The following is a 26,294-nucleotide window of genomic DNA, read 5'->3' on the forward strand; positions in this document are numbered from 1 at the left end:
CCGTCGCGCCGGGGGCGGCTTGGCACGATGGGCGGCCACGTTCCGTACCGCGATCAAGAGGAGAACGCATGGCCGCGCCCGCGCCCGCACCGGGGACGCTCGACGCCTTCGAGGCGGCCAAGGGGTTCATGCCGGCCCACGAAGGGCTCGCCCTGTACGCGGCTGCGGCCGAGGCGGCGGCGCTCGGGCTGCCGCTCCTCGAAGTCGGCACGTACTGCGGGCGCTCGACCCTGCTGCTCGCCGACGCCGCCCGCGCCGCGGGTACGGTCGCCGTCACCGTCGACCACCACCGGGGCAGCGAGGAGCAGCAGCCCGGCTGGGAGTACCACGACCCGACGCTGGTCGACCCGGAGGCCGGCGTGCTGGACACGCTCCCCACCTTCCGCCGCACCCTGCACGCGGCGGGTCTTGAGCCGTACGTGATCGCCGTCGTCGGCCGCTCCCCGCAGGTCGCCGCGGTCTGGGGCGGCCCGCTGGGGCTGGTCTTCATCGACGGCGGACACACCGACGAGCACGCGAACGGCGATTACGAGGGCTGGGCGCCCCTGCTCGCCGAGGACGGTCTGCTGGTGATCCACGACGTCTTCCCCGACCCGGCCGACGGCGGCCGGGCCCCGTACGGCGTCTACCGCCGCGCGCTCGCCTCCGGCGCCTTCACCGAGGTCTCCGCCACGGACTCGCTGCGTGTCCTGCGCCGCACCGGACCCGGCGTGTGACGTGCCGGTGTGCCGCACACGCGTGACGCCCCGGTGTGACGCACACGTGTGACGCGCGGCACCGGAGTCGGGAAGAGGGGCGGAGCGTGCGGGGCGGGGCACTAGCATCGCCGGGTGTCGTACGACGAAAGCCAAGCGCCCGCACGCCGGCCCTTCTCCCGGTCCACCGTCACCGTCGCACTCGCCGCGCTCGTGGCGGGCGGCCTGGCCGGGTGGCTGGTCTGGCAGGGAACCAACGGATCCGACGGCGGCGGGCCGCCGGCCGCGATGTCGCCGCACGGCGGCGGCGGCGCCGGCTCGTCCCCTTCCTCCTCGCCGTCCGGCAGTCCTGGCGCCCCCGGTGACGACGAACCCGGCGACGGCGATCCGGCCGCCGAGCCGCTCGCGGGGAAGCTCGTCGTCATCGACCCGGGTCACAATCCGCACAACGCCGAGCACACCGCCGAGATCAACAAGCCGGTGAAGTACGGCAACAGCACCAAGGAGTGCGACACCACCGGCACGTCGACCAACGACGGTTACGCGGAAGCCCGGTTCACCCTCGACGTGGCGCACCGCGTCAGGGCGCTGCTGGAGAAGCAGGGCGCCAAGGTGCGGTTCACGCAGGACGGCGACCGCCCGTGGGGTCCGTGCGTGGACGAGCGCGCCGAGATCGGCAACAAGGCGAAGGCGGACGCGGCCCTTTCCATCCACGCGGACGGTGCTCCCGAGGGCGACCGCGGCTTCCACGTCATCCTTCCCGCCCTGGTCAAGGGCGGTGGCGCGGACACCTCCGAGATCGTCGCGCCGTCCCGCGCACTGGGCGGGCTGATCGTCGGCACATTCGCAGACGCAACCGGAACCAAGCCCTCCAACTACATCGGTGCGGGAACCGGGTTGGACGTGCGCAAGGACCTCGGCGGACTGACCCTGTCAACCGTCCCCAAGGTCATGGTCGAATGCGGCAACATGCGTGATCCGAAGGACGCGGCGCTGGTGAAGAGCGCGGCCTGGCGGCAGAAAGCCGCCGAGGGTCTTGCCGAGGGCGTCAGCGGCTTTCTGGCGAAGTAACGGAAAGCAAACGGGAAAAGGAGTCGGACCGAGGGCGGATACCGGGCAGACGGGGCGATCGGGCAGGCGATACATTCATCCGTACGATAGGGAGCCGCCCCCGAGCTTCGCACCCCGCACCGCCGTACCCGCGGCAGCGACGACCGCCCCGACGAGACGACTGACGAAGGACTTTTCACGTGAACATCCGCTCCCTCTCTAGAGGCGACGGCGTGGTGATCGGAGCAGCGGTGTTGCTGTTCATCGCCTCGTTCCTCTCTCTGTACAGCTCCAGCGGCCTCGGGTCCATCGACTCTCCGAACGCCTGGGACTCACTGGGCATCGTGATGAGCATCTATCTGGCCGGAGTCATCGCGGCGGCGCTGATCGTCGTCTCGCACGCGCTGCCCGCGCCGCGCGTCATCGTGGGGCTCGACCTCGGCCAGTTCGGCGTCGCGCTGTCGATCTTCGCGGCCTGGACGGCGCTGTGGAGTCTGCTCGGCCTTGACGGCCTCGACGCGGGCAGCGGCCTGATCCTCGGCTTCATCGCCGCGTTGATCCTCGCCGCCGCCGCGGTCGCGACGCCGCTCGTACCGGCCCTGAAGGTCGCCCTCGTGGGCGCCCCGAAGCCGTCGGCGCAGCAGCCTCCGTACGGTGTCCAGCCCGGTGGCCCCGGCGGTGCCGGGCAGGGTTACGGCTACCCGGGCGGCGGCCAGCAGCCGTACGGCGCGCAGCCGGGCCAGCCGCAGTTCGGCGGCGGCGCTCCCGGGCAGCCGCAGTCGGGGCAGCCCCAGTCCGGCCAGCCCCAGTCCGGCCAGCCCCAGTCCGGTCAGCCGCCGTTCGGCGGGCAGCCGCAGCAGGGGAGCCCGCAGGCCGCTCCGCAGAGCGGCCCGGCGCAGGGCGGTGCCGCACCGTCCGGTGACTTCGCGCCGTTCTGGTTCGCCGTGCCGGTCGCCCGTCCGCTGTACGGGGAGGACGGCTCACCGTCCCCGATCGCCGAACTCGCCCCGGGCACCTGGTACTTGGCGGTCGAGCAGCGCGGGTCCGGTCTGGTGGCCCAGACGCAGGACGGCCGTCGTGGCGTGCTGCAGGACACCACGGGCATTCAGCGCGGCTGATCAGCGCGACACGTACGGCAGTGGCCCCCGCCAGGACGGCGGGGGCCACTGCCGTATCCGGTGCCTGACCGGTCCTCCGGTCGCCAACCGGTCAGCCGAAGCTCGCCCGCTCCAGCCAGAAGTCCAGCAGCTTCGCGTCCCCCAGCAGTGTCACCCGGTCGCTGTCCGCCGGCAGCCGCCGGTAGAAGACCAGCAGCAGATCGGTGAGTCCGCCGCGCAGCGCCACCGTCGCCTTCCCGTGCCCACGGGCCCAGTTGAAGCCGTCGTCGGTGAACTCGATGAGCCACTCGGCCTCGACACCGCCGAGCACTTCCGGCGGGTCCGTGGCGTGGAGGTGGATGCTGCGTCCCGCACCGCGCAGCTCCAGCGCCTCGGCGTCACCGTCGGCGGCGGCGAACTCCACGATGCGCAGCCACTCGTCGATCGCGTCGGCTGCGACGGCCGGCTCCACGTCGTACGGTTCGCGCTCGCCCGGTACGCGTACGGCGAGCGCGGCGTCCGCCCGGTGGACCACCGTCTCGTGTGTCATCCGGCGCGCCCAGAAGTCCGCGGTGCGCTCCCAGCCCCAACTCCACACCTCGGCGCCGGAACCCGCGGCGCGCAGCTCCGCCGCGAGCAGGTCCGCGCCGCCGGCCAGCCACACGTCCAGCGCCGCCGGTTCGCCGTCGCCGGGTCCCGCGTGGTCCGGCACGGTCTCCTCGGGGATGTCGTCGCGGGCCCGGGTGCGGACGAGTTCGGCGGCCCAGCGGTGGGCGCCGCCCACGTGCCGGGCGAGTTCGCCCAGCGTCCAGTCGGGGCAGCTCGGTACGGTCGTCGTGAGGTCGGCGCCGTCGAGGAGGGCCCGCAACTGATCGGCCTGGCGTACGATTTCGTCGCAATACCGGTCGAAGTTCATCCGTTTCATGCGCCGCACTGTAAGCTTTTCACCAACCCGCCGCCAAAGAGTTTCACGCGCGCACAAACGGCAACACGGTCGGCATGTCCTCACGTACTCGCAGTGGAAGCGGCTCCGCGGCAACGATCATCGTGATCATCGCGGACATCATGGCCTTCATCCTGGGCCTGTGGATCCTCATGTACCTGCTGGACGCCAACCGCGCCAACGACCTGGTGGACTTCATCCAGGACGCGGCCCGCTGGCTGGCCGGCTGGTCCTACGACCTGTTCACCTTCGACAAGGCATGGGCCCGCGTCGTCTGCGGCTACGGTCTCGCCGCTGTCGTGTACCTCTTCATCGGTCACGGCCTGGCCAACCGCCTGCGCCGCTACTGACCGGTCCTTGACCGGTCCCGTCCTCACCGGTCCGGCCGGCAGCAGTCCGGCTCCAGTCCCCGCGGCAGTCGTTCGCCGCTGAACACGGCGGTGGTCGCCTCGTCCCCCCCGAGCGCGGCCACCGCCAACAGCAGGGAACCCGCCGTCCAGGTCGTCAACTCCTGCGGCCAGAAGGCCCGGTTGCCCTCGAAGACATAGCCCGTCCAGTACATCCCGCCGTCCGCGCGCAGATGCTGGACCGACTGCAGGATCTCCAGGGCCCGGTCGGACTCCCCCATCACCCAGAGCGCCAGGGCGAGTTCACAGCTCTCGCCACCGGTCACCCACGGGTTGGGCAGCACACAGCGCACCCCGAGCCCGGGGACCACGAACCGCTCCCAGCCCTCCGCCAGCCGGGCCGTCGCCTGCTCGCCGGTCAGGGCGCCGCCGAGGACCGGGTAGTACCAGTCCATCGAGTAGTGGTTCTTGTCGAGGAACCGCTCCGGATGGCTGCGGATCGCATGGCCGAGCGCACCGGCCGCCAACTCCCAGTCGGGCTGCGGCTCCTCACGTTCCTCCGCGATGGCGAGCGCACAGCGCAGCGCCTGGTAGACGGACGAACACCCGGTCAGCAGCGCGTCGTTGACGGGGACGCCCGCCGCTGTCCGCTTCCAGCCGATCTGGCCGCCCGGCTGCTGGAGCGCCAGGACGAATTCGACGGCCGCGTGCACGACGGGCCACATCCCGTCGAGGAACCCGTCGTCACCGGTGGCGAGATAGTGGTGCCAGACGCCGACCGCCGCGTAGGCACAGAAGTTGGTCTCGCGGTCCAGGTCGTCGGGGACGCTGGCCTCGCCGTCCCGGTAGGAGTCGCGGTACGACGCGTACCAGGACCCGTCCTCGTTCTGCGCGCGGGCCAGCCACGCGTACGCGGCGGCTGCCGCCTCGTGTTCACCCGCCGCGTCCAGCGCCATCGCGGCCTCGACATGGTCCCAGGGGTCGAGGTGGTGCCCGCGGAACCACGGCAGGGCGCCGTCGGGACGCTGGACGGCGAGGATGCCGGACACGGTCAGCGCGGCCTGCTCGGCGGTGAGCACCCCGGGCAGCACGAGATGTTCCGTACGGCCGGGTCCCGGCCCGGAGAAGGTCACTTGGCGGCCACGGCCGGCAGGTGCGGCTTCGTCGCGTAGGCGACGAAGCTCTTGCCCAGGACCGGGTTGAGGAGCTGTTCGGCCGCCCTGGTCGCGAAGGGCTTCTTCATGATGTCCCAGACCAGCAGCTTGTGGTACGCCCGGACGGGCAGCGCACGGTCGTTGTCCACGCCGAACGCGCACTTGAGCCACCAGTACGGCGCGTGCAGCGCGTGCGCGTGATGGCTGCCGTACGGCTTGAGCCCGGCCTCCCGCATCCTGCCCAGCAGTTGGTCGGCCTTGTAGATCCGGATATGGCCGCCCTCGACCTCGTGGTACGCGTCCGACAACGCCCAGCAGACCTTCTCGGGGCCGTAGCGCGGCACGGTCACCGCGATCCGGCCGCCGGGCCGCAGGACCCGGACCATCTCGGCGAGCACGGCCTTGTCGTCGGGGATGTGCTCCATCACCTCGGAGATGATGACGACGTCGAACGACTCGTCGGGGAACGGCAAGTTGAGCGCGTCGCCCTCCATGGCGGTGGCGGTGGCGCCCGCGGGCGCCTCCCCCTCCTCCTTCATCGCGGCGAACCAGTTCGCCACCTCGCGGATCTCCTCGCCGTTGCGGTCCAGCGCCACCACCTGGGCGCCGCGCCGGTAGCACTCGAAGGCGTGCCGGCCCGCGCCGCAGCCCAGGTCGAGTACGCGGTCGCCCGCAGCCAGCGGGAAGCGGGTGAAGTCCACGGTCAGCACAGGGTCCTGCTTTCGCGGTCGGGACGGTCGGTGGAACTGCGGCTCATGGCGGGAGAGTTTACGGAGGACGCGGGGTCGCGGGTACGGGCGCACGGGGCGGCGGCCGGAGCTTCGCCGTGCTGCGCCCTTCGCCGGTCGCGGGTCAGCCGGCGCCGCGCGGGAGCGCCGTGCGCCCCTGCCGGTCGATCGCGGCGCGGTACAGCTCCGCCGTACCCTGCGCCGCTCCGGCCCAGGTGAACCGGGACAGCACCCGCTCACGTCCGGCTGCCCCCAGCCTGGCGCGCAGCCGCTCGTCGCCGAGCAGCCGGCCGAGCGCGGCCGCCAGCGCAGCCGGGTCGCCGGGCGGTACGGCGAGACACGTCTCGCCGTCGCGGCCCGCGACTTCGGGGATCGCGCCGCCGGTGGTGGCGACCAGCGGGGTGCCGGTGGCCATCGCCTCGGCGGCGGGCAGCGAGAAGCCCTCGTACAAGGACGGTACGCAGGCGGCCTGCGCCCCGCGTACCAGATCGACGAGTTCGGCGTCGGAGATGCCCTTGACGAACTCGACGGCGCCGCCGAGCCCGTAGCGCTCAATGGCCTGCGCCACCGGGCCGTCCTCGGCGCGCTTGCCGACGACGACGAGATGCGCCTGCGGGTGGTCGGCGCGGAGCTTGGCCAGGGCCTCCACGAGATGGACGAGCCCCTTCAGCGGTACGTCGGCGCTGGAGGTCGTCACGATCCGGCCGGGGATCTCGGGCACGGCCGGGTCGGGCGAGAACAGCTCGGTGTCGGCGCCGATATGGACGACCTCGATACGGTCGGACCGCACCCCGAGGTGTTCGGTGATCTGCTGTTTCGAGGTGCCGGACACGGTCAGCACGGACGGCATCCGGCGCGCGACCCGCTTCTGCATCCGGGTGAAGCCGTACCAGCGCCGGACGGAGGCCCGCCGCCGCCAGTTGGGCGCCGCCGCCAGGTCCAGCTGTCTGTCGACGGTGATCGGATGGTGGATGGTGGTGACGAGGGGCGCGCCCAGTTCGCCCAGCAGCCCGTAACCGAGCGTCTGGTTGTCATGGATCACGTCGAACTCCCCCGCGCGGGCCGCCAGATGGCGCCTGGCCCGGAGCGAGAAGGTCAGCGGTTCGGGAAAGCCGCCCGTCCACATCGTGGCGACCTCCAGCGAGTCGATCCAGTCGCGGTACTCGCCGGGCTTCGGCGTCCGGAACGGATCGGGGTGCCGGTAGAGGTCGAGGCTGGGCAGTTCGGTGAGGCGTACGCCCTCGTCGAGCACGGGGTAGGGCTGGGCGCCGATCACCTCGACGCTGTGTCCGAGCCGCGCCAGTTCACGGGAGAGATGCCGGACGTAGACGCCCTGACCTCCGCAGAATGGATTCCCCTTGTAACTGAGGAGGGCGATGCGCAACGGCCGCCCGTCCGCGCCGCCGGGTACCGCGCGGACTCCCGCGCTTTCGCTGGCCCCCGCACCGGTGTCCGCCGCTATGGCCTCAGCGGTCACTCTCGGCCCCCTGTCTCCCTGATCGTCGGCAGCCTCTGAATCTACCGGCAGGTAGCCTCGCACGAACCTTCCGAGCAGGTGATTCGCGCCACGGAATAACAAGATCCAACCCGTTGTTACGCACCTCATGAGTACTGACGCCACGACCACGGACCGCACCGCCCTCGGCCGGATCGGCATCTGGAGCAGCGCGCTGCGCACCGGAAACGGCGATCCCGCGCACGACGAAGCGGTCGGCGCCGCGGCGGCCGAGCTGGAAGCCCTCGGCTACGGCGCGCTGTGGATCGGCGGCAGTCCGGCCGTGACGCAGGCGACGCCGCTGCTGGCCGCCACGTCCACCATCCGCGTCGCGACGGGCATCCTGTCCATCTGGGACCACGAGGCGGCGGACGTCGCGGCGGACCGCGCCGTCGTGGAGCAGGCGTATCCCGGCCGCTTCGTGCTGGGCATCGGGGTCAGCCACAGCCGGCTCGCCGAGCGGTACGCCCGGCCGTACTCGGCGATGAAGGAGTACCTGACCGGGCTCGACTCCGCGCCCGCCCCCGTACCGGCGAGCGCGCGCGTGCTGGCCGCGCTCGGCCCGAAGATGCTGGAGCTGTCCCGGGACCGCGCCGGCGGCGCGCACCCGTATCTCGTCACGCCCGAACACACCGCGAAGGCCCGCGCCATCCTCGGCACGGACGCGCTGCTCGCACCGGAGTTCAAGGTCGTGCTCGACCCGGACATCAGCAGCGCCCGGGCCACCGCGCGTGAGTACCTGAGCGGCTATCTCGCGATGCCCAACTACACCAACAACTTCACCAGGCTGGGCTTCGAAGACGCCGACTACCGCGACGGCGGCAGCGACCGGCTGCTGGACGCGATGTTCGCCCTCGGCGACGCGGACACGGTCGCGAGCCGGGCGGCGGAATTCCTCGAAGCGGGCGCCGACCACCTCGCGATCCAGGTGGTGTCGGACGACCCGCGCACCGATCTGCCGCTGGCCGCCTGGCGCGAGCTGGCGTCGACGCTGGGCCTGGCCAAGAGCTGAGTCCGCGCGCCTGACTCCCGCCGCGCGAATCTCGGCGCACGAATCTCAGCGCGCGAATCTCGGCGCACCAATCTCAGCGCTCCCGCACCAGGTAGAGCGGGAGGCGGCCCTCCACGATGTCCTCCCTGGGCAGTTGGAGACCGAAGTGCTCCCCGACGGTCAGCACACTGAGCAGGCGGCCGTGTTCGCGGTCCGCGCCCGACCGCGCGCGGCGGCCCGGCAGCACACCGGCGCGGGACAGCGCGGGCAGCAGCAGATCCCGGTCCTGTCCCCACCGGTGGGCCTCCTCGCCGATGCCGAAGGAGCAGACCCTGACCCCGTCCCGGTAGTAGTTGAACATCGACGGCGGATGCCACGGCGTCAGCAGGAAGTTCACCACCTCCGCCCCGTCACGCGACGCCTCGGCGAGCCCGGCGCGGGTCCAGCCGACCGCGTCCCCGTACTCGACGGCATACGCCCACTCGCCGGCCGTGCCGACCCGGGCGACGCTGTCGACGCCGGGTGACGTGAGCAGATCCATCGCCTCCTCCGCCGTCGCCGACCGCGCGGGCGGGCCACCGCGGGCGCCCAGCCGCAGCACGAGGTCGACGGGGCCGATGCCGCGCGCGAACGTCACGCAGTCGACCACGTACGGCTCCAGGAGCCATCCGATACCCCCGGCCATGTGCGCTCCCCCGGTCCGCCGCGTTGTCGTCCCGGTCCAGTCTGCGCCGCCCTTCGGCGCCCCGCACCGGGCGCGCGCGACGCGCTCACGATCCGGCACGGGACGCGCGTGCGACGGCCGGTAGAGTGGGCGGGTCGTCATCATGCCCGTACGGGGAAAAGCCGGTGCAGAACCGGCCGCCGACCCGCAGCCGTGAGCCGCCCTTGCCGGTGGCGGGCCGGAGTGCCCCGTTGGCGGTCATGACCGGCTCGTGCCACCGGAATCCGCCGGTGGCCCGGCACCGTCGAGGTTCACGGGGCCGGAGCCTGGTGCCTGAGTGTGCCTGAGCCCGGCTCCCGCAGGAGAGGCACCGCCCGCCATGACCACCGTCCGCCGCAGCGCCGCAGCGCTCGCCGCATCCGCCGCGCTGTGTGTGGCCCTGGCCCCGGCAGCAGTAGCCGATGACACGACGGCCGGCACCGCCTCACCCTCCCCCGCCGCCGCCTCGCCCTCCCCCCTCGCCGCCTCGCCCTCCCCCGCCGCCGGCGCGCCCGCCCGGCTCCCCGCAGGGCTGTACGGCACGAAGGACCCCACCCGCGACGGTGTGTGGCGCCAGTCGCTGGCGATGCTCGGGCAGTACGCGGCCGGGCTGCGACCCGCCAACTCCGCCATCCTCTGGCTCAAGAGCCAGCAGTGTGCGGACGGCTCGTTCCCGGCGTACCGCCCCGACCCGGCGGTGCCCTGCGACCTGAACACAGCGACGGACGTCAACTCCACCTCCGCCGCGCTCCAGGCGCTCGCCAGCGTCGGCGGGCAGCGGGAGTTCATGCAGAAGGCGGTGGGCTGGCTGCGCCTGGCGCAGAACAAGGACGGCGGCTGGGGCCGGACCAACGGCGCCCCCACCGACGCCAACTCCACGGCGCTCGTGATCGGTTCACTGACCACGGCGGGCGCGCACCCCGGCTCCATGCGGTCGCTGGACGGCAAGAACGGCTACGACGCGCTGATCACTCTCGCCATCCCGTGCGACGCGGCGACCGGTGCCGGCGCCTTCGCCCACCAGCCCGGCCCGTCGGGCACGCTCGTCGCCGACAACGACGCCACGGCCGCCGCGGTGCTGGGGGGCATCGGCAAGCGGATGGTCGCCGCGCCCGTATCGCCGGGCCCCGCCCCGACCTGCCACAAGTCGGCGCATCCGACACCGGAGTTCACGGCGCGCAACGGCGCCGCCTACCTCGCGCGGATACTCGCCGAGGACGGGCACCTCGACCGGTCGGCCCTGCCGGGCGCCCCCGCAGGACCGTCCCGGCCCGACCCGGGCAACACGGCCGACGCGATCGTGGCGCTGGGCGCCGCGGGGTACGGGGACAAGGCGACGGGCGCGCTGGACTGGCTGAAGAAGAACTCCGCGTCCTGGGCGGCGGCGAACGGCCCCGCGGCCTGGGCCCAGCTCATCTTCGCCGCCCACACCGCGGGCGTCGACCCGCACCACTTCGGCGGTGTCGACCTGGTGGAGCGGCTCAACGCGACGGGCCCCGCCCCGATCCCGGTACCCGCCCTCTCCCCCTCGTCGACCATCCCCGCCAGTGCACAGGCCGCCGCCGTGAGGGAAGCCAGCGTCGGCAAGGCGCAGGCGGCGCTGTGGGTCATCGCCGTCGGCCTGGTCGTGTGCGTCGGGGCGGCCGTCTACGTCAGCCGCCGCCGCAGGTCCGTACGGTCCTGAGCCCCGCCCGCGGGGCCGCCTTCCCGCTACCCCGCGGGCCCGCCGGCCGGGACGGAAGCGCCCGCCGGCCCTGCGTCGTCCTTGTCGCCGTTGCCGCCCTTGCTGCCGTTGCTCCCCTGCGGGAACGGGTCGCGGTCGGCGTCGGCCGGCTCCTTCGGGACCGGTGTGACCAGCTTGCGCGGGCCCGCCAGCAGATACGTCAGGCCGAAGCCCGCACCGACCACGGCGGCGCCGCCGACCGCGTCCAGCACCCAGTGGTTGGCGGTCGCGACGATCGCGCAGACCGTGAACAGCGGGTGGAGCAGCGCCAGTAGCTTCATCCACAGCTTCGGCGCCAGCACGACGATGACCAGACCGCACCACAGCGACCAGCCGAAGTGCAGCGACGGCATGGCCGCGTACTGGTTGGTGAGCGCCGTCATCGCGCCGTAGCTCGGGTTGGCGAGGTCCTGCGGGCCGTGCACGGTGTCGATGAAGCTGAGGCCCGGCATCAGCCGGGGCGGGGCGAGCGGGTAGAACCAGAAGCCGATCAGCGCGAGGATCGTGGCGAAGCCGAGCGAGGAGCGGGCCCAGCGGTAGTCGGCGGGGCGGCGGACGTACAGCACGGCGAGGACCGTCAGCGGCAGGATGAAGTGGAACGTCTCGTAGTAGAAGTCGAAGAACTTCTCCGCCCAGCCCAGATGGACGACCGTGCGGTTGACCCACTCCTCGATGTCGATGCCGAGCGCCCGCTCGATCGAGATCACCTGACGGCCGTGCGCCTCGGCCTCGGTCCTGCCGCCCGTGGCGGCGAGCCGGATGTGGGAGTAGACGGAGTAGCCGACGCGGATGACGAGCAGTTCGAGCACGAGGTTGGGGCGGCTCAGCAGCCGCCGCCAGACGGGCGCGGCGAGCGGCACCCGGCTCCAGCGTGACGGTACGGGCTGCGCGTAGTCCGTCGGCACGGGTCTGTCGAAGTACTGCGAAGCCCTCGGCAGGAACGGCACGGCGACAGCGGCGGCGAGCGCGGCGAACAGCGGCACGTTCTCCCGCAGCGGGTAGAGCATCGCCATGTTGGGCAGCAGCATCGTGCCCGGCAGGGTCATCACCAGCACCACGACCGCGGGCCACACCAGCCGGTCCTTGGCACGCTTGCCGACCCGGCCGACCACCGCCAGCAGTATCCACAGCAGCTGGTGCTGCCAGGCCGTCGGGGAGACCGCCACGCTGACACAGCCGGTCACGGCGACGGCGAGCAGCAACTGGCCGTCCTGCGCGTAGCGCACGGCGCGCCGCAGACCGAAGTAGACGACGGCGGCGGCGAGGACCACGAACACCGCGATCTCCAGCGGCCCCGAAAGACCGATCCGCAGGAGCGCGCCGTGCAGGGACTGGTTGGCGAGGCTGTCGGGGCTGTCACCGAGGCCGGCGCCCGCGATGTGGTGCACCCAGTACGTCCACGAGTCCTTCGGCAGCGCCGCCCAGGCGAGGGCCGTGCACACGGCGAAGGTGCCGACCGTGGTCGCCGCCGCCTTCCTGCGGCCGGTGAACCACAGCAGCGGCGCGAACAGCACCACGCCCGGCTGGAGCGCGGCGCCGAGACCGATCAGCACGCCGGCCGCCTGCCGGGCCCGCGGCCCGCGCACCACGAAGCAGCCGACGAGCACCAGCAGGACCGGCAGGATGCTGGTCTGCCCCAGGTGGAAGCTGTTGCGCACCGGCAGGGACACCATCAGCAGACTGATCGCGACCGGGGCGGCGAGGATGCGGGTACGGCGCGAGACGGGACCCGGCAGCGCGCGCGCCGCGACGACGCCGAGGGCGACGACGAGCAGCAGCGTGGCGAAGGTCCAGACGATGCCGAGGCTCTCCTCGGCCGACCGCGTCAACGGTTTGAGTACCAGCCCCGCGAACGGCGTACCGGTGAATTTCCCCGTCGAGTAGAGCGAACCGGCGACGTGGAGCACTCCGTTGTCGCCGGTCCAGGTCTCCAGGTCGGTGAGCCGGCGCCCCGGGGGCTGCCTGAGCACCGCTGTCGCCTGTCTTACCGCGAGCACCGCCGCGACCAGCCACAGGACCGCGCGGGCCGTACCGAAACCGGTGCCCACGCCTCCTGGTGCCGCTCCGCCGCGCACGCTGTGATCTGCATTCGCCACGCCGCGCCGACCCTCCGTCCGAAACCGCCGTACCTGGGGCCATGAGCCTCGCACTGCCCCATTCAGGAGACTCAGGCAACCCCCTCTTCGCCTGACTGTCATCCTTGTTTTGCTTGTTTGCTTGTTTTGTCTCAATGCCGATGATCCAGATGCCGATGATCCAGGGAAGAGGCTTTCATGTCCCAACGACAAGAGCACGAGCTGTGGGACGCGGTCGACCGCTACTTCACCGATCAGCTCGTCCCCGCCGACGATGCTCTGTCGGCGGCACTCACCGCCAGTGACGCGGCCGGTCTGCCTGACATCAATGTGGCACCCAACCAGGGGAAACTGCTGCATCTGCTGGTGGGTATCCAGGGGGCACGGAGCATTCTCGAAATCGGCACGCTCGGCGGTTACAGCACCATCTGGCTGGCCCGCGCGCTGCCTGCCGACGGCAGGCTGATCTCGCTGGAGTACGACGCGGCCCACGCGGACGTGGCCCGCGCGAACTTGGCGCGAGCGGGGCTCGACAAGATCGCCGAGGTCAGGACGGGCCAGGCGCTGGAATCGCTGCCCGTCCTCGTCGAGGAGGGTGCGGGACCCTTCGACTTCGTCTTCATCGACGCCGACAAGCCCAACAACCCGGGCTATCTGGAGTGGGCGCTGAAGCTGACGCGGCCCGGCAGTGTCATCGTCTGCGACAACGTCGTACGCGGCGGCGCCGTGGCCGACCCGGCGGGCGACGGCGACCCGAAGGTGATCGGCACCCGGCGCATGATCGAGCTGATGTCCGAGGAGCCCCGGCTGTCGGCGACGGCGATCCAGACGGTCGGCAGCAAGGGGTACGACGGTTTCGCCCTGGCGCGGGTGCTGTCCTGAGCCCGCGGGTGCCGTCCTGAGCCGTCGGGACGCGCCGGCGGCGGCGGACCGTCTCCGGTCTGCCGCCGCCGTGCTGTGCTGCCGCCGTCGTGCCGCGCGGCCGCTGTCAGATCTTCAGCAGGCGCTCCGTCACCTCGCGGTAGTTCCGCAGGGCCAGCCGCAGGTCTTCGGTGTCCGAGCCGTCCGCCGAGGCGTCCGTACCGGTCTTGCCGTCCTTGCCCGCCTTGCCGTCCCAGCCGGCCCGCATCGAACGGCGCCGCTCGTCGAGCACGCGCGTGATGTGCTCGGTGGCCTCCTCCAGCACACCGGCCGCTTCCTCGACCGAGCGCCGGGGGCCGTCCACGAAGCCGCCGAGGGCTTCCTGGAGACGGTGGGCCAGCTTGTCGCTCTCCTCCTGCGGGAGGAGCCGGGTGTCGGCCGTGGAGCCGGCCGTCGCGCCGGTCGTCGCGCCGGCCTTGTGGTCGACGGTGGAGTGGTGGTCGACGGTGGACTTGTGCTCGACAGGAGCCTTGTGGTCGACAGCGGTCCGCTCGGAGGCGGTGCGGTCGGTGCCGGTCGTGTCGGTGCCGGTGCGGTCGGCGCCGCTCTTGTCGGCGGTGAGCTTGTCGGCCCGCGCCGAGTCCGCCCGGTCCTCGACCGACCTGGCCTTGTCCGCGCCGGTCCTGTCGGTACCGGCGGTCCTGTCGGTGCCGGTCGTGCCTATGTCGGTACGTGTCTTGTCGTCGCCCAGCGCGGTGCGGTCCGGGTTGGCCGTCTCGCGGGTCGCTGACCCGGTCCTCGTCGCGCCCGTGTCCGTACCGGTCTCCGCGCCGGTCACGGCGCCCGTCTCGGAACGCGAGTCCGTCCGGCCGACCTGCTTCTGCGGCCAGGCGGTGTCGCCCGCCGCCCGCTCGTCGGCCTGGGCGTCTTTCTCGCCCTCGGTCCGCACGGCACGCTCCCGGTCGCTGAACAGCCCCGGCTTCTCGCGCTTCTCGTGCGCGTCCTGGGCCTCCCGCGTGGCGGACGGCCGGGCCTCGGGCGTCGTACCCGCCGGGTCCTTCGTCACGCCCTCGTCGTTCGAGCCCTGCTGGTCACGCGCTTCGTCGTTCTTCATCACACGTCACTTCCCTTCGGCCGCAGTGAGACGTTCTGTTCGCGACCCGCACCACGGGTGCGGCCCTTGCCGCCACCGTCCGGACGAGCGAGGATCAGCTGCTCGAAGAGTTCACGCGCGCCGACCATGGCCTCGCGCAGCTCTTCCGTGTTCGTACCGCGGCCCTCGTCCGATGCCGCGTGGTGCACCCTGCGGTAACCGTCCACCTGGTGCGCGTGGTGGACCGACAGAGCGTCGAGCTGTTCGTCGTACCGGCCGGCCTCGGGGTAACCACGTTCGGCGGCCAGCTGCGCGACCAACTGGTCGGCGTCGGCGACCGCCTGCTTCGGTGAGTCCACGAACTGCTCCTGCAGTCCGGCCCACCGGGAGACGTACTGTTCCCTGGCCTCGTCGGACAGGGGCTTGGTGCGCAGGTCGCCGTGGCGCTTGACGCGCTCGCCCAGCTCGCGCTTGGCTGCCTTCGCGTCACCGTCGTGCCGGGCGAGCACCCGGTCGTACTCAGGCCCGAACCGTCGCTTCAGCCCGGTCCGCTCGCCTCCCCTGCCGGGTCCCGCGTAGAGCACGGCAGCGACAATGATCACGAACACCACGATCAGACCGATGACGATCAGGACTGTGGACATGGTTACCTTCCTGGTTCTTGGCTCGTCCGGTACTGCTCGTAACGGGTCGTTCTCCCCGGCGGGTTGCCCGTATTCGCCGGGTCAAACGGCTGCGGAGCAGGCGAGCGGGATGACCATGACGCGGCGGTACCGCCCACGGACGGGTGTCCATGAGCGGTACCGGCCGGTAGCGACGCGCCCGGGTCAGGGGCGCGGCTCTCAGGCTTCGCGCGGCCCGTGCCCGTCAGCCGGACCCGCGCGGCCCCGTGCCCGTCATGGCCCGCGCGGCCCGCATGCCTGTCAGGTCCCTTGCCCGTCAGGCTCCGTGCCGGTCCGGGGCCGTGTGGTCCCGGTGCGTCTCCGGGGTGTGCGGGTGTTCGCCGTCAGAGCCGCCCAGTTCGGCGCACAACTCCTCGACCAGCCGCACCAGATCGGTCGGCCGCTCCGGGCCCCACCAGTCGCCGAGCAGTTCGGCCAGCGACTCCTCGCGCGCCGTGGCCAGCACCTGCGCGGCCTCGACGCCCGCGTCGGTGAGCATCAGCTCGATGCCGACCCTGCGGGCGAGCCCGCGCCCCTCCACCTGCCGGGCCGCCTCGACGATGACGCCGAGCGGTACGGGTACGGTCTCGGCCAGCTCGGACGGTTCGACCAGGCCGTGGCGTCTGATGCGCAGCAGCAGCCAACTGGCCGCGGGCAGCAGGTCGAACCCTGCCTTCGCCGTGATCGTCTCGTAGATCTCCCTGCGGCCCTCCCGGGTGCCGAGCACGGACAGCGCGCGTGCGCACTCGTCGTACGACGAACGCTCGACGGGAGGGACCGCCAGTGTCTCGGACGCTTCCGGGGCCGTGACCGAGCCGCGCAGCTTGTCCTCCTTGAGGAACCACGCGACGACGAAGGCGAGCAGCACGACCGGCACCGCGTAGAGGAAGACGTCGGTGATGGACGAGGAGAACGCGTGCAGCACCCCGGGCCGCACCGAGTCCGGCAGCTGCCCTGCGGCGCGCGGATCGGCCGCGAGCCGCCCCGCGCTGACGCCGGACGGCAGCTGCTTCCCGGCGAGCGCGTCGGAGAGTTTGTCGTCGAGTCTGCTGGTGAAGATCGTGCCGAAGATCGCCACACCGAAGGAGGCGCCGATGGAGCGGAAGAAGGTCGCGCCCGATGTGGCGACGCCGAGGTCCTGGTAGCCGACGGCGTTCTGCACGACCAGGACGAGCACCTGCATGACGAGACCGAGCCCCGCGCCGAAGACGAAGAAGTAGACGCTCATCTCCCAGACGCCGCTGGTCTCCGTCAGCTGGTGGAGCAGGAAGAGGCCGACGGCGGTGACGCCCGTGCCGGCGATGGGGAAGACCTTCCAGCGCCCGGTCCGGCTGATGATCTGCCCCGAGGTGGTCGAGGCGATCAGCAGCCCCGCCACCATCGGCAGCATGTGCACACCGGACAGGGTGGGACTGACGCCCTGCACGATCTGCAGGAACGTCGGCAGGTACGTCATCGCGCCGAACATCGCGAAACCGACGATGAAGCTGATCAGCGCGACGAGCGTGAACGTCCGTACCCGGAACAGCCGCAGCGGCAGTACGGGTTCGGCGGCGCCCCGCTCGACCCGTACGAACACCGCCAGCAGGACCAGGCCGATGACGGCGAGCCCGATGATCTGGGCCGAGCCCCAGGCCCAGGTGGTACCGCCGAGCGAGGCGACCAGCACCAGACAGGTGGCGACGGTGGCGATCAGGAGGGTGCCGAGGTAGTCGATGGTGTGCTTCGTCGAGCGCACGGGGATGTGCAGCACGGCGGAGATGACGAGCAGCGCGACGACACCGATCGGCAGATTGATGTAGAAGACCCAGCGCCAGCTCAGATGCTGGGTGAACAGCCCGCCGAGCAGCGGCCCGAGGACGCTCGTCGCGCCGAAGACCGCCCCGAAGAGACCCTGGTACTTGCCGCGCTCACGCGGCGGGACGATGTCGCCGACGATCGCCATCGACAGCACGATGAGCCCGCCGCCGCCGAGCCCCTGGAGCGCGCGGAAGCCGATGAGCTGCGGCATGTTCTGGGCGATGCCGCAGAGCGCCGAGCCGATGAGGAAGATGACGATGGCGGTCTGGAAGAGCTTCTTGCGGCCGTACTGGTCGCCGAGCTTGCCCCACAGCGGGGTGGCGGCCGTCGACGCCAGCAGGTACGCGGTGACGACCCAGGAGAGATGGTCCAGGCCGCCGAGGTCGCTGACGATGGTCGGCAGTGCCGTGGACACGATGGTCTGGTCGAGTGCGGCGAGCAGCAGACCGAGCAGCAGCGCGCCGATCGCGACGACGACGGTCCGTTGCTTCTGCCCCTCGCCCGGCACGGGTTCCACGGCCGGGGCGTCGACTTCCTGAGCCATGGAGTTCTCCTCGCGACTGCTCCTCGTGACCTCTCGTCCGCGACCCCCATCCTGGCCGCAATGTCCGGTTATGGCCTGCCGAATGTGGGCCGAAGCGCTCCGATGCGCCACGAACGGGTCGGGCGGGCGTACGCCGGGCGCGGGGGGCCTGCATAATCACTGGCAGTTCAAGGGGAGGGGATCCACGTTGAACGGACAGATATGCGTGCGCTGCGGTACGCCGTGGGCGACGGGCGCAGGACCGGCCTGCGGCTGCGCCGCGCGCGCCGTACAGGCGGTGCAGGCGGAGCGCTCGGTGGAACGGACGATGGAGATCGCCCGCGCCGAGGATTTCGACCCGCTGCGGATACGGCCGTACGTGGAACTCGACTCCCGTGACGCCCCGCCGGGCGCTTTCCGTACAGCGGGCCCGCTGCCGCCGCTGGCCCCCGAGACGGCGGGCGCAGCGCGCCGCCCGGTCGTCCCGCCGCCTTCGGCCCCCTTCCCCGACGAGCGGCGCCCGCAGCGCCGGCCGCTGAAGGCGGTCGCGATCGGCCTCACGGCGGTGGCGGTGCTGGGCACGGCCGCGTTCGCGGGTGGCCTGTTCTCGGGCGGTGACGACCCAGACGAGGCGCTGGCGGACAGTACGCGTACGGGCGTGCCGGACGGCCTCGACACCCAGCCGGCGGCGGCCACGCCCTCGGCGTCCCCGTCCCCTTCCGTATCGCCGACGACTCCCCCCTCGGCTGCGGCGACCACCCCGCGCGCGGTCCCGAAGACCCCGCGCGCCACCCCCAAGGCCCCGGCGCCGCCGTCCCGCGAGGCGAAGACCCCGGCGGCCCGGGCGCAGAGCGGGGCGGGGCTGCGCGAGGGTGACAGCGGGCCCGAGGTCGTGGCGTTGCAGCAGCGACTGAAGTCGCTCTGGCTCTACCAGGGCCAGGCCGACGGCCAGTACGACCAGGGCGTGGCGAGTTCCGTGCGGATCTACCAGATGTACCGCCACATCGACGGTGATCCGCAGGGCGTCTACGGGCCGTACACACAGCGTGCGCTGGAGGCGGAACAGCCGCCGACGGCGGGGGGCCCGGGGGTTGGTTCAGGCGCGGGGGCGGGTTCGGATTCGGATTCGGGCGGCCACAACGGCTTCCCCGGCCGTGGCGGCCACCGGCGCTGACCGTTCTACGCGGTTACGGACTCACCGGTTACGGACTTACGGGCTACGGGGTGAGGACGATACGGCCGTTGGCCGTGTGGCTCTCCAGCCGTTCGTGCGCGGTCGCCGCTTCCGCCAGGGGAAGGATCTCGACCTCGGTGTCGACCAGTCCGTCGGCGACCGCCTTCAGCGCGACCTCGGCCGCCGGCCGGATCGATTCGGGGTGGGCCGGCAGATAGGCGCCGGCGTTGAACCCGGCGACGGTGACGTTGCGGAGCCAGATCTGGTTGCCGTCGATACCCGCCGCCCCCCAGTCGCCGCCCGCGTTGCCGACCAGCAGGAGCCGGCCGGACGGCGCGAGCAGGTCCAGGCTCTGCGTACGGACGCTGCCGCCCACCGGGTCGACGACGACGTCGAACTTCTCGCCGTCGAGGACGTCGGGCAGTCGGGCGGAGTCGACGACGGCGTCGTACGGCAGCTTGGTGGCGGCCGCCGCCGCCAGCCGCCCGGCGCGGACCGTACCGACCACCCGTGAAGCGCCGAGCTGTCGCGCGACACCGGGGAAGGTGGCGGCGAACGCGCCCAGCGCGCCGTGGACGAGGACGCTCTCGCCCGCCGACAGGTGGATGGCGCGGGTGAGCGCGACGTGCGCCATGATCGCGTTGGGCACGACGGCGGCGGCGAGGGCCGGATCGATGTCGTGGCGCTCCGTCGACACGACCCGCGCCTCGTCGCTGACGTACACCGACGCGTACCCGCCCGACGCGTTGCCGGGCAGCGCCACCACCTTCTCGCCGACGGCGAACCCGGTGACCCCCTCGCCGAGCGCGCGCACGGTACCGGCGACTTCGAGCCCCGGCACGTACGGCGGCTGCGGCACCCCTTCGGCGTCCTTGAACAGCCCCTGCCGGATGTAGACGTCGATGAGCCCGACGGCGGCGTGCGTGACGTCGATCGCGATCCGGCCGGGCCCCGGCTCCGGATCCGGCAGCTCGGTGAGTGCGAGCACGTCCGGCCCACCGAATCGGCTGACCTGTACGGCCTTCATGGTGATCCCCCTTCGTCAATAACGCACCTCGTGATGCGCTAACTAGACCCTAACATCGCGCACCGGCATAACGCATCTCGGAGTGCGTTATGATTCCGGACATGCGCCAGAGAGCCCGGTCGACCGAGGACAAGACACGCCGCTCGGAAGACCTCCTGGAAGCGGCGGAGGCGCTCGCCCTCGAACTGGGCGGCGTCCGGTACGTCACGCTGGCGCCGGTCACCGAACGCGCCGGACTGCACCGCACCGGGGTGCGCCGCTACTACGCCAGCAAGGAGGAGCTGTTCCTCGAACTGGCCGAGCGGGGCTGGGGCCAGTGGCGCGACGCGATCAAGACCGAGGCCGCGGGCCGCTCCGGACTGGGCCCCGAGCAGACGGCGGCGTTGGTCGGCGAGACGCTGGTCGCGCTCCCGGTCTTCTGCGACCTGCTGACGCATGTCCCGCTGAACCTCGAAGGCGACGTCGACATCGAGCGGGCCCGCCGCTACAAGACCAACGCCTTCGCCGCCCACGACGAGATCGCGACCGCCCTCGCCCGCGCGAGCACCATGACCGTCGAACAGATCGGCAGCCTGCTGGCGGTGGCGATCACCCTGGCCGCCGGCTTCTGGCAGGTCTCCCACCCGACGCCCACCCTGGCGGAGCTGTACAGACAGGTCCCCCGCTGGGGCCACGCGGCCCTCGACTTCGCCCCCCGCCTCAACCGCTCACTGACGGCGTGCGCGATCGGCCTCACGGAAACGACACCCGCCCCGGACGCGACACCCTGAGGGCTGGCGCGACCCGCCCGGATGTTTGTATAGTGCGGGAACAAAGTGGTTCCGCCCGCACTCCCTGACCGGCGGGCGGGGCCACTCTTGTTCTTCCCGCACTCAGGTACGCGCGCGGATGATGTACGTGGCCATCGGCGGGCCCGCGTAAGCGCCGTCGTCCAGGACCGTATCGACCGTGACCCCCGAAAACCCCGCCGAGACAAGCAACTTCTCCCAGACCGACCGGTCGAGGACCCAACGCGACAAGATCGCATCGTCGCCGTCCGCCGTCCGGACGGGAATGTCGACGGGGCGTACGGCGGAGGCAGGAGGACTGCCCTCCCGGTGGTGGGCGAGGGTCGCGACAAGCAGCATTCCCCCAGGGCGCAGCCCGGCCGCGACGGCTGGCAGGAGATTCCGGGGGTCACTGAAGTCAAGGGCGCCGAAGGCGGAGTAGACGACGTCGTACCGGCCCGGCCGCGCACCGAGATGGGCGGCGGCGTCGGCGTGCACGAGCTCCAGCTCCCGCACGCCACCGTACAGAGCACGCGCCCGTTCGGTCCGGGACGCGGAGTTGTCCACGGCGACGACCCGCGCAGGCCCGAGCGTCCGCGCCACGCGAGCGGCCTGCCGCCCCGTCCCCGCCCCGAGGTCGGCCACCGTCCGCCCGGCGATGTCACCCAAGATCTCCCCACCGGGCCCGGTGCGCTGATACCAGTCCCAGCAAAGCTGCTCGACACCCCCACCCCCACGGTCCCCGGCCACGCGCCCCCCGCCAGGGGGCGTCGACGCGGCGGGATTGGCCAGACCTGGGCGCGCTTTGTATCGTGGGTGAACAAATCGCTCGTTCCACCCACGACGAAGGACGGCAGTCTTGCCCAGCCCGACGACACTCGGCCCCTTCAAGGCCCTCCTGCTGGACATGGACGGGACCCTGGTCAATTCCGACGCCGTTGTGGAGCGCTGCTGGCGGCGTTGGGCTGTTGGGCACGGCCTGGATCCCGTAGAGGTACTGAAGGTCGTGCACGGGCGGCAGGGGCACGCGACGATGGCCGTGCTGCTTCCCGAGCGGCCGATGGAACAGAACTACGCCGACAACCGGCTCCTGTTGGCCGAGGAGACCGCCGACACGGACGGGATCGTGCCCGTGCACGGCGCGCCCGCGTTCCTGGCCGCCGTTGCGGCGCTTCCGCACGCTCTGGTCACCTCGGCGGACGTCGCTCTGGCCGAGGCGCGGATGGGGGCTGCCGGGCTGCCGATGCCGCAGGTGCGCGTCACGTCGGAGGACGTCTCGGCGAGCAAGCCCGATCCGGAGGGCTTCCTGAAGGGCGCCGCCGAACTGGGCTTCGCCGCTTCGGAGTGCCTGGCCCTTGAGGACTCGGACGCCGGGGTGACCGCCGCCCGCGCGGCCGGCGCCAAGGTGCTGGGTATCGGCCCGCGCGCCGCCACACTCGGCACGGACGCCCATGTGCAGGACCTCACCCAGGTGACCGTCGCGCCCACCGGGACCGGGGAGTTCGTCCTTCACGTCATCGCCTGACAGCGGCCGACCCACGGGTGTGCCGGGCATCGTGGTCGAAGATGCCCAGCGCCTCCGCCGGGCGGCCGCCGTGCGCGCCGAAGGCGTGCGGGACCATCGTGGAGAACTCCGCCGCCTCGCCCGTCTTGACCAGGATCCTGCGGTCTCCGAGCACCAGCACGAGCGTTCCTGACAGGACCGTGAACCAGTCGGTGCCGGGGTGAACCTTCAGCGCCGAAGCGTCTGTCGGGGCCGGTTTGGTGAACCGGATCTTGGCCACGCTCACCCCGGCCTCCCCCTTCAGCATCCAGGTGGTGCGCCCGCGCGCGGCGTCGTGGTGCGGCCTGATGACGACGTTCTCGTCGGCCGAGTCGACCAGTTGGTCCAGCGTGGTGCCCAAGGCCCGCGCGATCACCGTCAGTTGGTCCAGGCTGATACGCCGGTGGCCCGTCTCGATGCGGCTCAGCGTCGAGGGGCTCAGATAGCAGCGGGCGGCCAGATCGTCGAGCGACCAGCCCATGGCCACCCGCAGCCCCCTGATGCGCTTGCGCACCAGAACGTCGAGATCCCCATCTTCTTGCGTCATACGCAAGACCTTATGCCACTGCCGCAAGAGCCTTGTACGTTCAAGGCATGACATCCCTCTCACCCGAGCACGACGGTCACCACGGTCACCACGGTCACCGGCACCACGACAACGCCGGCGGCTTCGACGAGCCGGACATGGCCGAGCTGCTGGACCTCGACGCGGAAGTCCTGCACGCGCATCTCACCGATGTGACCGCCTGGCTGGCCACGTCCGCCGGGGCCGCCGGGGACATCCCCGTGCGCCGCCTGCTCGACCTCGGCAGCGGCACGGGTACCGGCACCCTCGCCCTGCTCCAGCGGTTCCCGGACGCCGAGGCGGTCGCCGTGGACGCCTCGGCCCCTCTGCTGCACCGGCTGCGGGACAAGGCCCAGGCGCAGGGCGTGGCAGAGCGGGTACGTACCGTCCAGGCGGACCTGGACGAGGCCTGGCCGGACTTCGGCGACGTGGATCTGGTCTGGACATCGGCGGCCCTGCACCACATGGCCGACCCCGACGGCGCCCTGCGCGAGGTGTTCGCCGCGCTGCGGCCCGGCGGCCTGCTGGCCGTCGTCGAGATGGAGGGCTTCCCGCGCTTCCTGCCCGACGATCTCGGCATCGGCAAGCCGGGTCTTGAGGCCCGGCTGCACGAGCTGACCTCCCACGAGCACGCCGAGCGCGTCCCCCATCTCGGCGCCGACTGGGGACCGCGCCTCACTGCCGCCGGCTTCACCGTCGAGTCCGAGCGGCGGTTCGCCGTGGACCTGCTGCCGCCGCTCCCGGCCGCCACCGGCCGCTACGCGCAGGCGATGCTACGACGGCTCCGCGACGCTCTCGCCGACCGGCTGGGCGCGGACGACCGGTCCGTACTGGACACCCTCCTCGACAGCCACGGTCCGGACAGCGTCACGCACCGCGGCGACCTGACCGTACGCACCGAGCGGCCCGCGTGGCTGGTCCGGCGCCCCACCGTCTGACCCGCGACCGGCGACCGGCGACCGGCCCGGGGCGACGACTCCCCCGGGCACCAGACCCAGATCCCGGGCCCGAAACCCCGGGCCCGGGCATCAGGCCCCGGACCGCGGGTCAAGGGCTGCCCGTCCCCGGCCGCCGCCTCAATCCGTCGGGCGGCGCGCCTCGTTCACCTCACGCAGCACCGCCCAGGCGTCCGCCACCGGTCCCACATGCCCGAGCTTGTCGGGGTTCATCACGGAGCGGATCGTCTGGATCTGCCCGTCCAGCACCTCGAACGTCATCGTGTTGATCACCTTGTCGTCCCGGTCGCGGAGGATCACGCCCGGGTGGCCGTTCAGTTCGTGCCGCTCCATCTCCACCCCGATCTGGAAGAGCCAGGGGAAGGTGGCCCCGAGCACCCGGGCCACCTTCTCGGCGCCGAAGACGCCGGCGCTCCACTGCGGGACCTTGCCGCCGCCGTCCCCGACCAGATGGACGTCGGCGGCGAGCAGCTCCCGCAGGCTCTCGACGTCACCTTCGCGCAGCGCGTCGAAAAAGCGCGCCGCCAGCTCCGCGCGCTCGGTGCGGTCCGCCTCGAACCGGGGGCGCCCCGCGTCCATGTGGCGCCGCGCCCGTACCGCGAGCTGGCGGCACGCCGACTCCGAACGCCCCACCGCCGAGGCGATCTCGGGGAAGCCGAACCCGAACACCTCCCGCAGCACGAAGACCGCCCGCTCCAGCGGGCTGAGCCGCTCCAGCAGCAACAGGGCCGCCATCGAGACCGAGTCGGACAGCTCCGCCGCCCGCTCGGGATCCTCGTACGGGTCGGCGAGCAGCGGTTCGGGGAACCACTCCCCGACGTACTCCTCCCGCCGTACGCGCGCGGAGCGCAGCACGTCGATCGAGATCCGGGTCACCACGGCCGAGAGGAAGGCCCTGGTCGACCGGGGCGGCGTCGGGGACGCCTCGTACCGCAGCCACGTCTCCTGCACGGCGTCCTCGGCCTCGCTGACACTGCCGAGCACCCGGTAGGCGATGGAGAACAGCAGCGGCCGCAGCTCCTCGAACTCCTCGGCCCGCGCCCGGCTCACACCGCCACCTCCCGGAAGCCGTGCCGCCGCGCGTGCCGCCCGCATCCAACAGGGCGGCCCACGGCCGTCCCCGGCTCCACGTTTGTTCCCTGCTCCACAGCCGCCCCCCGCTCCGCGTTCGTTCCCGTCACCCCGCTGCTCCCAGCCCCAGCCGCATGGCCCGCACCTTTCTCGTGTCTCCAGAACCTGGGACGAGACAGCCCCGCCCGCTGTGACATCCGTCGACACGACGTCCGCGCCCCCGCCGTAACGCCTACCCGGCGAGGTCGAGAACGATCTTCCCCCGCCTGGGCCCCCGGGCCGCCGCAGCGTGCGCGTCGGCCGCCCGTGTCGCCGGGAAGACCTCCCGTACGGGCACGCGAAAGCGTCCCCGCGACGAGAGGGCGGCGGCCAGGGCGAGGCCGTGCTGTCCGTCCGGCTCTCCGGCGTACCGGCCGCGCGAGAGCCGTACCCCGCGCTCCGGTCCCGTGAAGTCGGCGAGCGTGACCACGGCCGCCGCTTCGCCGGTGAGGTCGATCAGTTCCTCCAGCGAGCCGGCGCCCGCGACGTCCAGCGCCAGGTCGACGTCCGAGCCGCCGAGCGCGCGGATCCGCGCCGCCAGGCCGGGACCGTACGCGACGGGCGTCGCGCCGAGGTCCGCGAGGAAGCCGTGGCTCTCGGCCCTGGCCGTACCGATCACCCGGGCGCCACGTGCCGTAGCGAGCTGTACGGCGATGCTCCCGACGCCGCCCGCCGCCCCGTCGATCACGAGGGTCGCCCCCTCGGCCACGCCGAGCAGGTCGAGGGCGCGGGTCGCCGTCTCGGTCCCGGTACCCGCCGCACCCGCCTCCGGCCAGGACATCGAGTCCGGCTTCCCGGCCCAGAACGCGAGGACGGCGTACTGGGCGCTCGCGCCGCCCAGCCGTGCGATGTCGACCGCGCCGAACACCTCGTCCCCGACGTCGAACCCGTCGACTCCGGGCCCGACTTCATCGATCACACCCGCCGCGTCCACCCCCGGGATGTGCGGCAGGCCGAGATGGTCACGCGAGGGCGACGAACCGTCCCGCAGCGCGAGATCGACGGGTGACACCCCGGCGGCCTTCGCCACGATCCGGACCTGACCAGGGCCCGCGTGCGGCTCCGCCGCGCTGCCGATTCCGAGGACGTCCGGCGGCCCGAATCGATCAAATTGCACTGCCCACATGACTGCCTTTCCTGCCCGGTGGTCCCGGGCGCCGCCTTACGGTAGCCATGGATACGGAACAGCTGTTCCGGATTACGGCGAAGTGA

General features: G+C 72.1%; 25 protein-coding genes. 11 read left to right on the plus strand and 14 right to left on the minus strand.

What is annotated here, in order from left to right:
• The first annotated feature begins 68 nt into the window (after positions 1–68).
• The 3 genes from OHS57_RS11425 (at position 69) to OHS57_RS11435 (ending at position 2,863) form a co-directional block, all read left to right on the plus strand.
• Complete coding sequence (locus OHS57_RS11425; protein WP_328581848.1) at positions 69–716, plus strand: class I SAM-dependent methyltransferase; 648 nt, start codon at positions 69–71, stop codon at positions 714–716.
• A 114-nt stretch (positions 717–830) separates the two neighbouring features.
• Positions 831–1,766, plus strand: a complete 936-nt coding sequence (locus OHS57_RS11430) for an N-acetylmuramoyl-L-alanine amidase (RefSeq protein ID WP_328581849.1) — start codon at positions 831–833, stop codon at positions 1,764–1,766.
• A gap of 179 nt (positions 1,767–1,945) precedes the next feature.
• Complete coding sequence (locus tag OHS57_RS11435; protein ID WP_328581850.1) at positions 1,946–2,863, plus strand: hypothetical protein; 918 nt, start codon at positions 1,946–1,948, stop codon at positions 2,861–2,863.
• 91 nt (positions 2,864–2,954) lie between these two features.
• Here OHS57_RS11435 and OHS57_RS11440 read toward each other — a convergent pair whose 3' ends face one another.
• Complete coding sequence (locus OHS57_RS11440) at positions 2,955–3,767, minus strand: maleylpyruvate isomerase family mycothiol-dependent enzyme (RefSeq protein ID WP_041990276.1); 813 nt, start codon at positions 3,765–3,767, stop codon at positions 2,955–2,957.
• A gap of 74 nt (positions 3,768–3,841) precedes the next feature.
• Between OHS57_RS11440 and OHS57_RS11445 the strand changes: the two genes are divergently transcribed.
• Positions 3,842–4,135 (plus strand): hypothetical protein, encoded by a 294-nt coding sequence (locus OHS57_RS11445; protein ID WP_041990274.1) that lies wholly within the window; start codon positions 3,842–3,844, stop codon positions 4,133–4,135.
• A 23-nt stretch (positions 4,136–4,158) separates the two neighbouring features.
• On the opposite strand, the gene OHS57_RS11450 is transcribed toward OHS57_RS11445, so the two are convergent.
• From OHS57_RS11450 to OHS57_RS11460, 3 genes are all read right to left on the minus strand, one after another.
• Positions 4,159–5,265, minus strand: a complete 1,107-nt coding sequence (locus OHS57_RS11450; RefSeq protein ID WP_041990271.1) for a prenyltransferase — start codon at positions 5,263–5,265, stop codon at positions 4,159–4,161.
• A complete protein-coding gene (locus OHS57_RS11455; protein WP_041990268.1) occupies positions 5,262–5,996 on the minus strand; it encodes a class I SAM-dependent methyltransferase in 735 nt (244 codons plus the stop codon). The genes OHS57_RS11450 and OHS57_RS11455 overlap by 4 nt, the downstream gene beginning before the upstream one ends.
• A gap of 142 nt (positions 5,997–6,138) precedes the next feature.
• Positions 6,139–7,491 (minus strand): glycosyltransferase family 4 protein, encoded by a 1,353-nt coding sequence (locus OHS57_RS11460; RefSeq protein ID WP_443042871.1) that lies wholly within the window; start codon positions 7,489–7,491, stop codon positions 6,139–6,141.
• A gap of 127 nt (positions 7,492–7,618) precedes the next feature.
• Between OHS57_RS11460 and OHS57_RS11465 the strand changes: the two genes are divergently transcribed.
• Positions 7,619–8,521: an LLM class F420-dependent oxidoreductase gene (locus OHS57_RS11465; protein WP_328581851.1), complete on the plus strand. Its 903-nt coding sequence runs from the start codon at positions 7,619–7,621 to the stop codon at positions 8,519–8,521.
• A 73-nt stretch (positions 8,522–8,594) separates the two neighbouring features.
• Here the strand turns inward: OHS57_RS11465 and OHS57_RS11470 are convergent, their stop codons facing one another.
• A complete protein-coding gene (locus OHS57_RS11470; RefSeq protein ID WP_328581852.1) occupies positions 8,595–9,185 on the minus strand; it encodes a DUF6461 domain-containing protein in 591 nt (196 codons plus the stop codon).
• 358 nt (positions 9,186–9,543) lie between these two features.
• Here OHS57_RS11470 and OHS57_RS11475 point away from each other — a divergent pair, with 358 nt between their 5' ends.
• Positions 9,544–10,887, plus strand: a complete 1,344-nt coding sequence (locus OHS57_RS11475; protein ID WP_328581853.1) for a prenyltransferase/squalene oxidase repeat-containing protein — start codon at positions 9,544–9,546, stop codon at positions 10,885–10,887.
• A 26-nt stretch (positions 10,888–10,913) separates the two neighbouring features.
• Here the strand turns inward: OHS57_RS11475 and OHS57_RS11480 are convergent, their stop codons facing one another.
• Positions 10,914–13,022 (minus strand): bifunctional glycosyltransferase 87/phosphatase PAP2 family protein, encoded by a 2,109-nt coding sequence (locus tag OHS57_RS11480; RefSeq protein ID WP_443042872.1) that lies wholly within the window; start codon positions 13,020–13,022, stop codon positions 10,914–10,916.
• A gap of 177 nt (positions 13,023–13,199) precedes the next feature.
• Between OHS57_RS11480 and OHS57_RS11485 the strand changes: the two genes are divergently transcribed.
• Positions 13,200–13,883: an O-methyltransferase gene (locus OHS57_RS11485; RefSeq protein ID WP_041990254.1), complete on the plus strand. Its 684-nt coding sequence runs from the start codon at positions 13,200–13,202 to the stop codon at positions 13,881–13,883.
• 106 nt (positions 13,884–13,989) lie between these two features.
• On the opposite strand, the gene OHS57_RS11490 is transcribed toward OHS57_RS11485, so the two are convergent.
• The 3 genes from OHS57_RS11490 to OHS57_RS11500 form a co-directional block, all read right to left on the minus strand.
• Positions 13,990–14,976 (minus strand): hypothetical protein, encoded by a 987-nt coding sequence (locus OHS57_RS11490; protein WP_328581854.1) that lies wholly within the window; start codon positions 14,974–14,976, stop codon positions 13,990–13,992.
• Complete coding sequence (locus OHS57_RS11495) at positions 14,976–15,599, minus strand: hypothetical protein (RefSeq protein WP_041990251.1); 624 nt, start codon at positions 15,597–15,599, stop codon at positions 14,976–14,978. The genes OHS57_RS11490 and OHS57_RS11495 overlap by 1 nt, the downstream gene beginning before the upstream one ends.
• A 295-nt stretch (positions 15,600–15,894) precedes the next feature.
• Positions 15,895–17,961: an MDR family MFS transporter gene (locus tag OHS57_RS11500; protein ID WP_328581855.1), complete on the minus strand. Its 2,067-nt coding sequence runs from the start codon at positions 17,959–17,961 to the stop codon at positions 15,895–15,897.
• Between the two features lie 187 nt (positions 17,962–18,148).
• On the opposite strand from OHS57_RS11500, the gene OHS57_RS11505 reads away from it, so the two are divergent.
• Positions 18,149–19,114: a peptidoglycan-binding protein gene (locus OHS57_RS11505; protein ID WP_328581856.1), complete on the plus strand. Its 966-nt coding sequence runs from the start codon at positions 18,149–18,151 to the stop codon at positions 19,112–19,114.
• A gap of 43 nt (positions 19,115–19,157) precedes the next feature.
• Here OHS57_RS11505 and OHS57_RS11510 read toward each other — a convergent pair whose 3' ends face one another.
• On the minus strand, positions 19,158–20,141 hold the full coding sequence (locus OHS57_RS11510) for a quinone oxidoreductase family protein (RefSeq protein ID WP_328581857.1): 984 nt from the start codon (positions 20,139–20,141) through the stop codon (positions 19,158–19,160).
• A gap of 101 nt (positions 20,142–20,242) precedes the next feature.
• On the opposite strand from OHS57_RS11510, the gene OHS57_RS11515 reads away from it, so the two are divergent.
• The gene (locus tag OHS57_RS11515; protein ID WP_107070102.1) at positions 20,243–20,911 is read left to right on the plus strand and encodes a TetR family transcriptional regulator; all 669 of its coding nucleotides are present in this window, start codon (positions 20,243–20,245) and stop codon (positions 20,909–20,911) included.
• Positions 20,912–21,013: 102 nt separating this feature from the next.
• Here the strand turns inward: OHS57_RS11515 and OHS57_RS11520 are convergent, their stop codons facing one another.
• Complete coding sequence (locus OHS57_RS11520; protein WP_328581858.1) at positions 21,014–21,577, minus strand: class I SAM-dependent methyltransferase; 564 nt, start codon at positions 21,575–21,577, stop codon at positions 21,014–21,016.
• A gap of 190 nt (positions 21,578–21,767) precedes the next feature.
• Here OHS57_RS11520 and OHS57_RS11525 point away from each other — a divergent pair, with 190 nt between their 5' ends.
• Entirely contained in the window at positions 21,768–22,433 is a 666-nt protein-coding gene (locus tag OHS57_RS11525) for an HAD-IA family hydrolase (protein WP_443042873.1), read from the plus strand.
• Here the strand turns inward: OHS57_RS11525 and OHS57_RS11530 are convergent.
• Complete coding sequence (locus tag OHS57_RS11530; protein ID WP_041990240.1) at positions 22,423–22,998, minus strand: helix-turn-helix domain-containing protein; 576 nt, start codon at positions 22,996–22,998, stop codon at positions 22,423–22,425. The genes OHS57_RS11525 and OHS57_RS11530 overlap by 11 nt on opposite strands.
• Before the next feature lie 47 nt (positions 22,999–23,045).
• Between OHS57_RS11530 and OHS57_RS11535 the strand changes: the two genes are divergently transcribed.
• Positions 23,046–23,954, plus strand: a complete 909-nt coding sequence (locus OHS57_RS11535; RefSeq protein ID WP_328581859.1) for a class I SAM-dependent methyltransferase — start codon at positions 23,046–23,048, stop codon at positions 23,952–23,954.
• A 138-nt stretch (positions 23,955–24,092) separates the two neighbouring features.
• Here OHS57_RS11535 and OHS57_RS11540 read toward each other — a convergent pair whose 3' ends face one another.
• Together OHS57_RS11540 and OHS57_RS11545 are read right to left on the minus strand one after the other, a co-directional pair.
• Complete coding sequence (locus OHS57_RS11540) at positions 24,093–25,022, minus strand: RNA polymerase sigma-70 factor (protein WP_241778609.1); 930 nt, start codon at positions 25,020–25,022, stop codon at positions 24,093–24,095.
• Between the two features lie 253 nt (positions 25,023–25,275).
• Positions 25,276–26,208 (minus strand): NADP-dependent oxidoreductase, encoded by a 933-nt coding sequence (locus OHS57_RS11545; RefSeq protein ID WP_328581860.1) that lies wholly within the window; start codon positions 26,206–26,208, stop codon positions 25,276–25,278.
• Positions 26,209–26,294: the final 86 nt, after the last annotated feature.

Source organism: Streptomyces sp. NBC_00370, from assembly GCF_036084755.1.
Lineage (GTDB): Bacteria > Actinomycetota > Actinomycetes > Streptomycetales > Streptomycetaceae > Streptomyces.

Bases quoted from the DNA above. Each gene is read 5' to 3' on its own strand.
- OHS57_RS11535 (WP_328581859.1), top strand. From the start codon at position 23,046: ATGACATCCCTCTCACCCGAGCACGACGGTCACCACGGTCACCACGGT.
- OHS57_RS11490 (WP_328581854.1), bottom strand. From the start codon at position 14,976: ATGAAGAACGACGAAGCGCGTGACCAGCAGGGCTCGAACGACGAGGGC.
- OHS57_RS11440 (WP_041990276.1), bottom strand. From the start codon at position 3,767: ATGAAACGGATGAACTTCGACCGGTATTGCGACGAAATCGTACGCCAG.
- OHS57_RS11445 (WP_041990274.1), top strand. From the start codon at position 3,842: ATGTCCTCACGTACTCGCAGTGGAAGCGGCTCCGCGGCAACGATCATC.
- OHS57_RS11470 (WP_328581852.1), bottom strand. From the start codon at position 9,185: ATGGCCGGGGGTATCGGATGGCTCCTGGAGCCGTACGTGGTCGACTGC.
- OHS57_RS11510 (WP_328581857.1), bottom strand. From the start codon at position 20,141: ATGAAGGCCGTACAGGTCAGCCGATTCGGTGGGCCGGACGTGCTCGCA.
- OHS57_RS11485 (WP_041990254.1), top strand. From the start codon at position 13,200: ATGTCCCAACGACAAGAGCACGAGCTGTGGGACGCGGTCGACCGCTAC.
- OHS57_RS11545 (WP_328581860.1), bottom strand. From the start codon at position 26,208: ATGTGGGCAGTGCAATTTGATCGATTCGGGCCGCCGGACGTCCTCGGA.
- OHS57_RS11475 (WP_328581853.1), top strand. From the start codon at position 9,544: ATGACCACCGTCCGCCGCAGCGCCGCAGCGCTCGCCGCATCCGCCGCG.
- OHS57_RS11425 (WP_328581848.1), top strand. From the start codon at position 69: ATGGCCGCGCCCGCGCCCGCACCGGGGACGCTCGACGCCTTCGAGGCG.
- OHS57_RS11500 (WP_328581855.1), bottom strand. From the start codon at position 17,961: ATGGCTCAGGAAGTCGACGCCCCGGCCGTGGAACCCGTGCCGGGCGAG.
- OHS57_RS11465 (WP_328581851.1), top strand. From the start codon at position 7,619: ATGAGTACTGACGCCACGACCACGGACCGCACCGCCCTCGGCCGGATC.
- OHS57_RS11515 (WP_107070102.1), top strand. From the start codon at position 20,243: ATGCGCCAGAGAGCCCGGTCGACCGAGGACAAGACACGCCGCTCGGAA.
- OHS57_RS11530 (WP_041990240.1), bottom strand. From the start codon at position 22,998: ATGACGCAAGAAGATGGGGATCTCGACGTTCTGGTGCGCAAGCGCATC.
- OHS57_RS11495 (WP_041990251.1), bottom strand. From the start codon at position 15,599: ATGTCCACAGTCCTGATCGTCATCGGTCTGATCGTGGTGTTCGTGATC.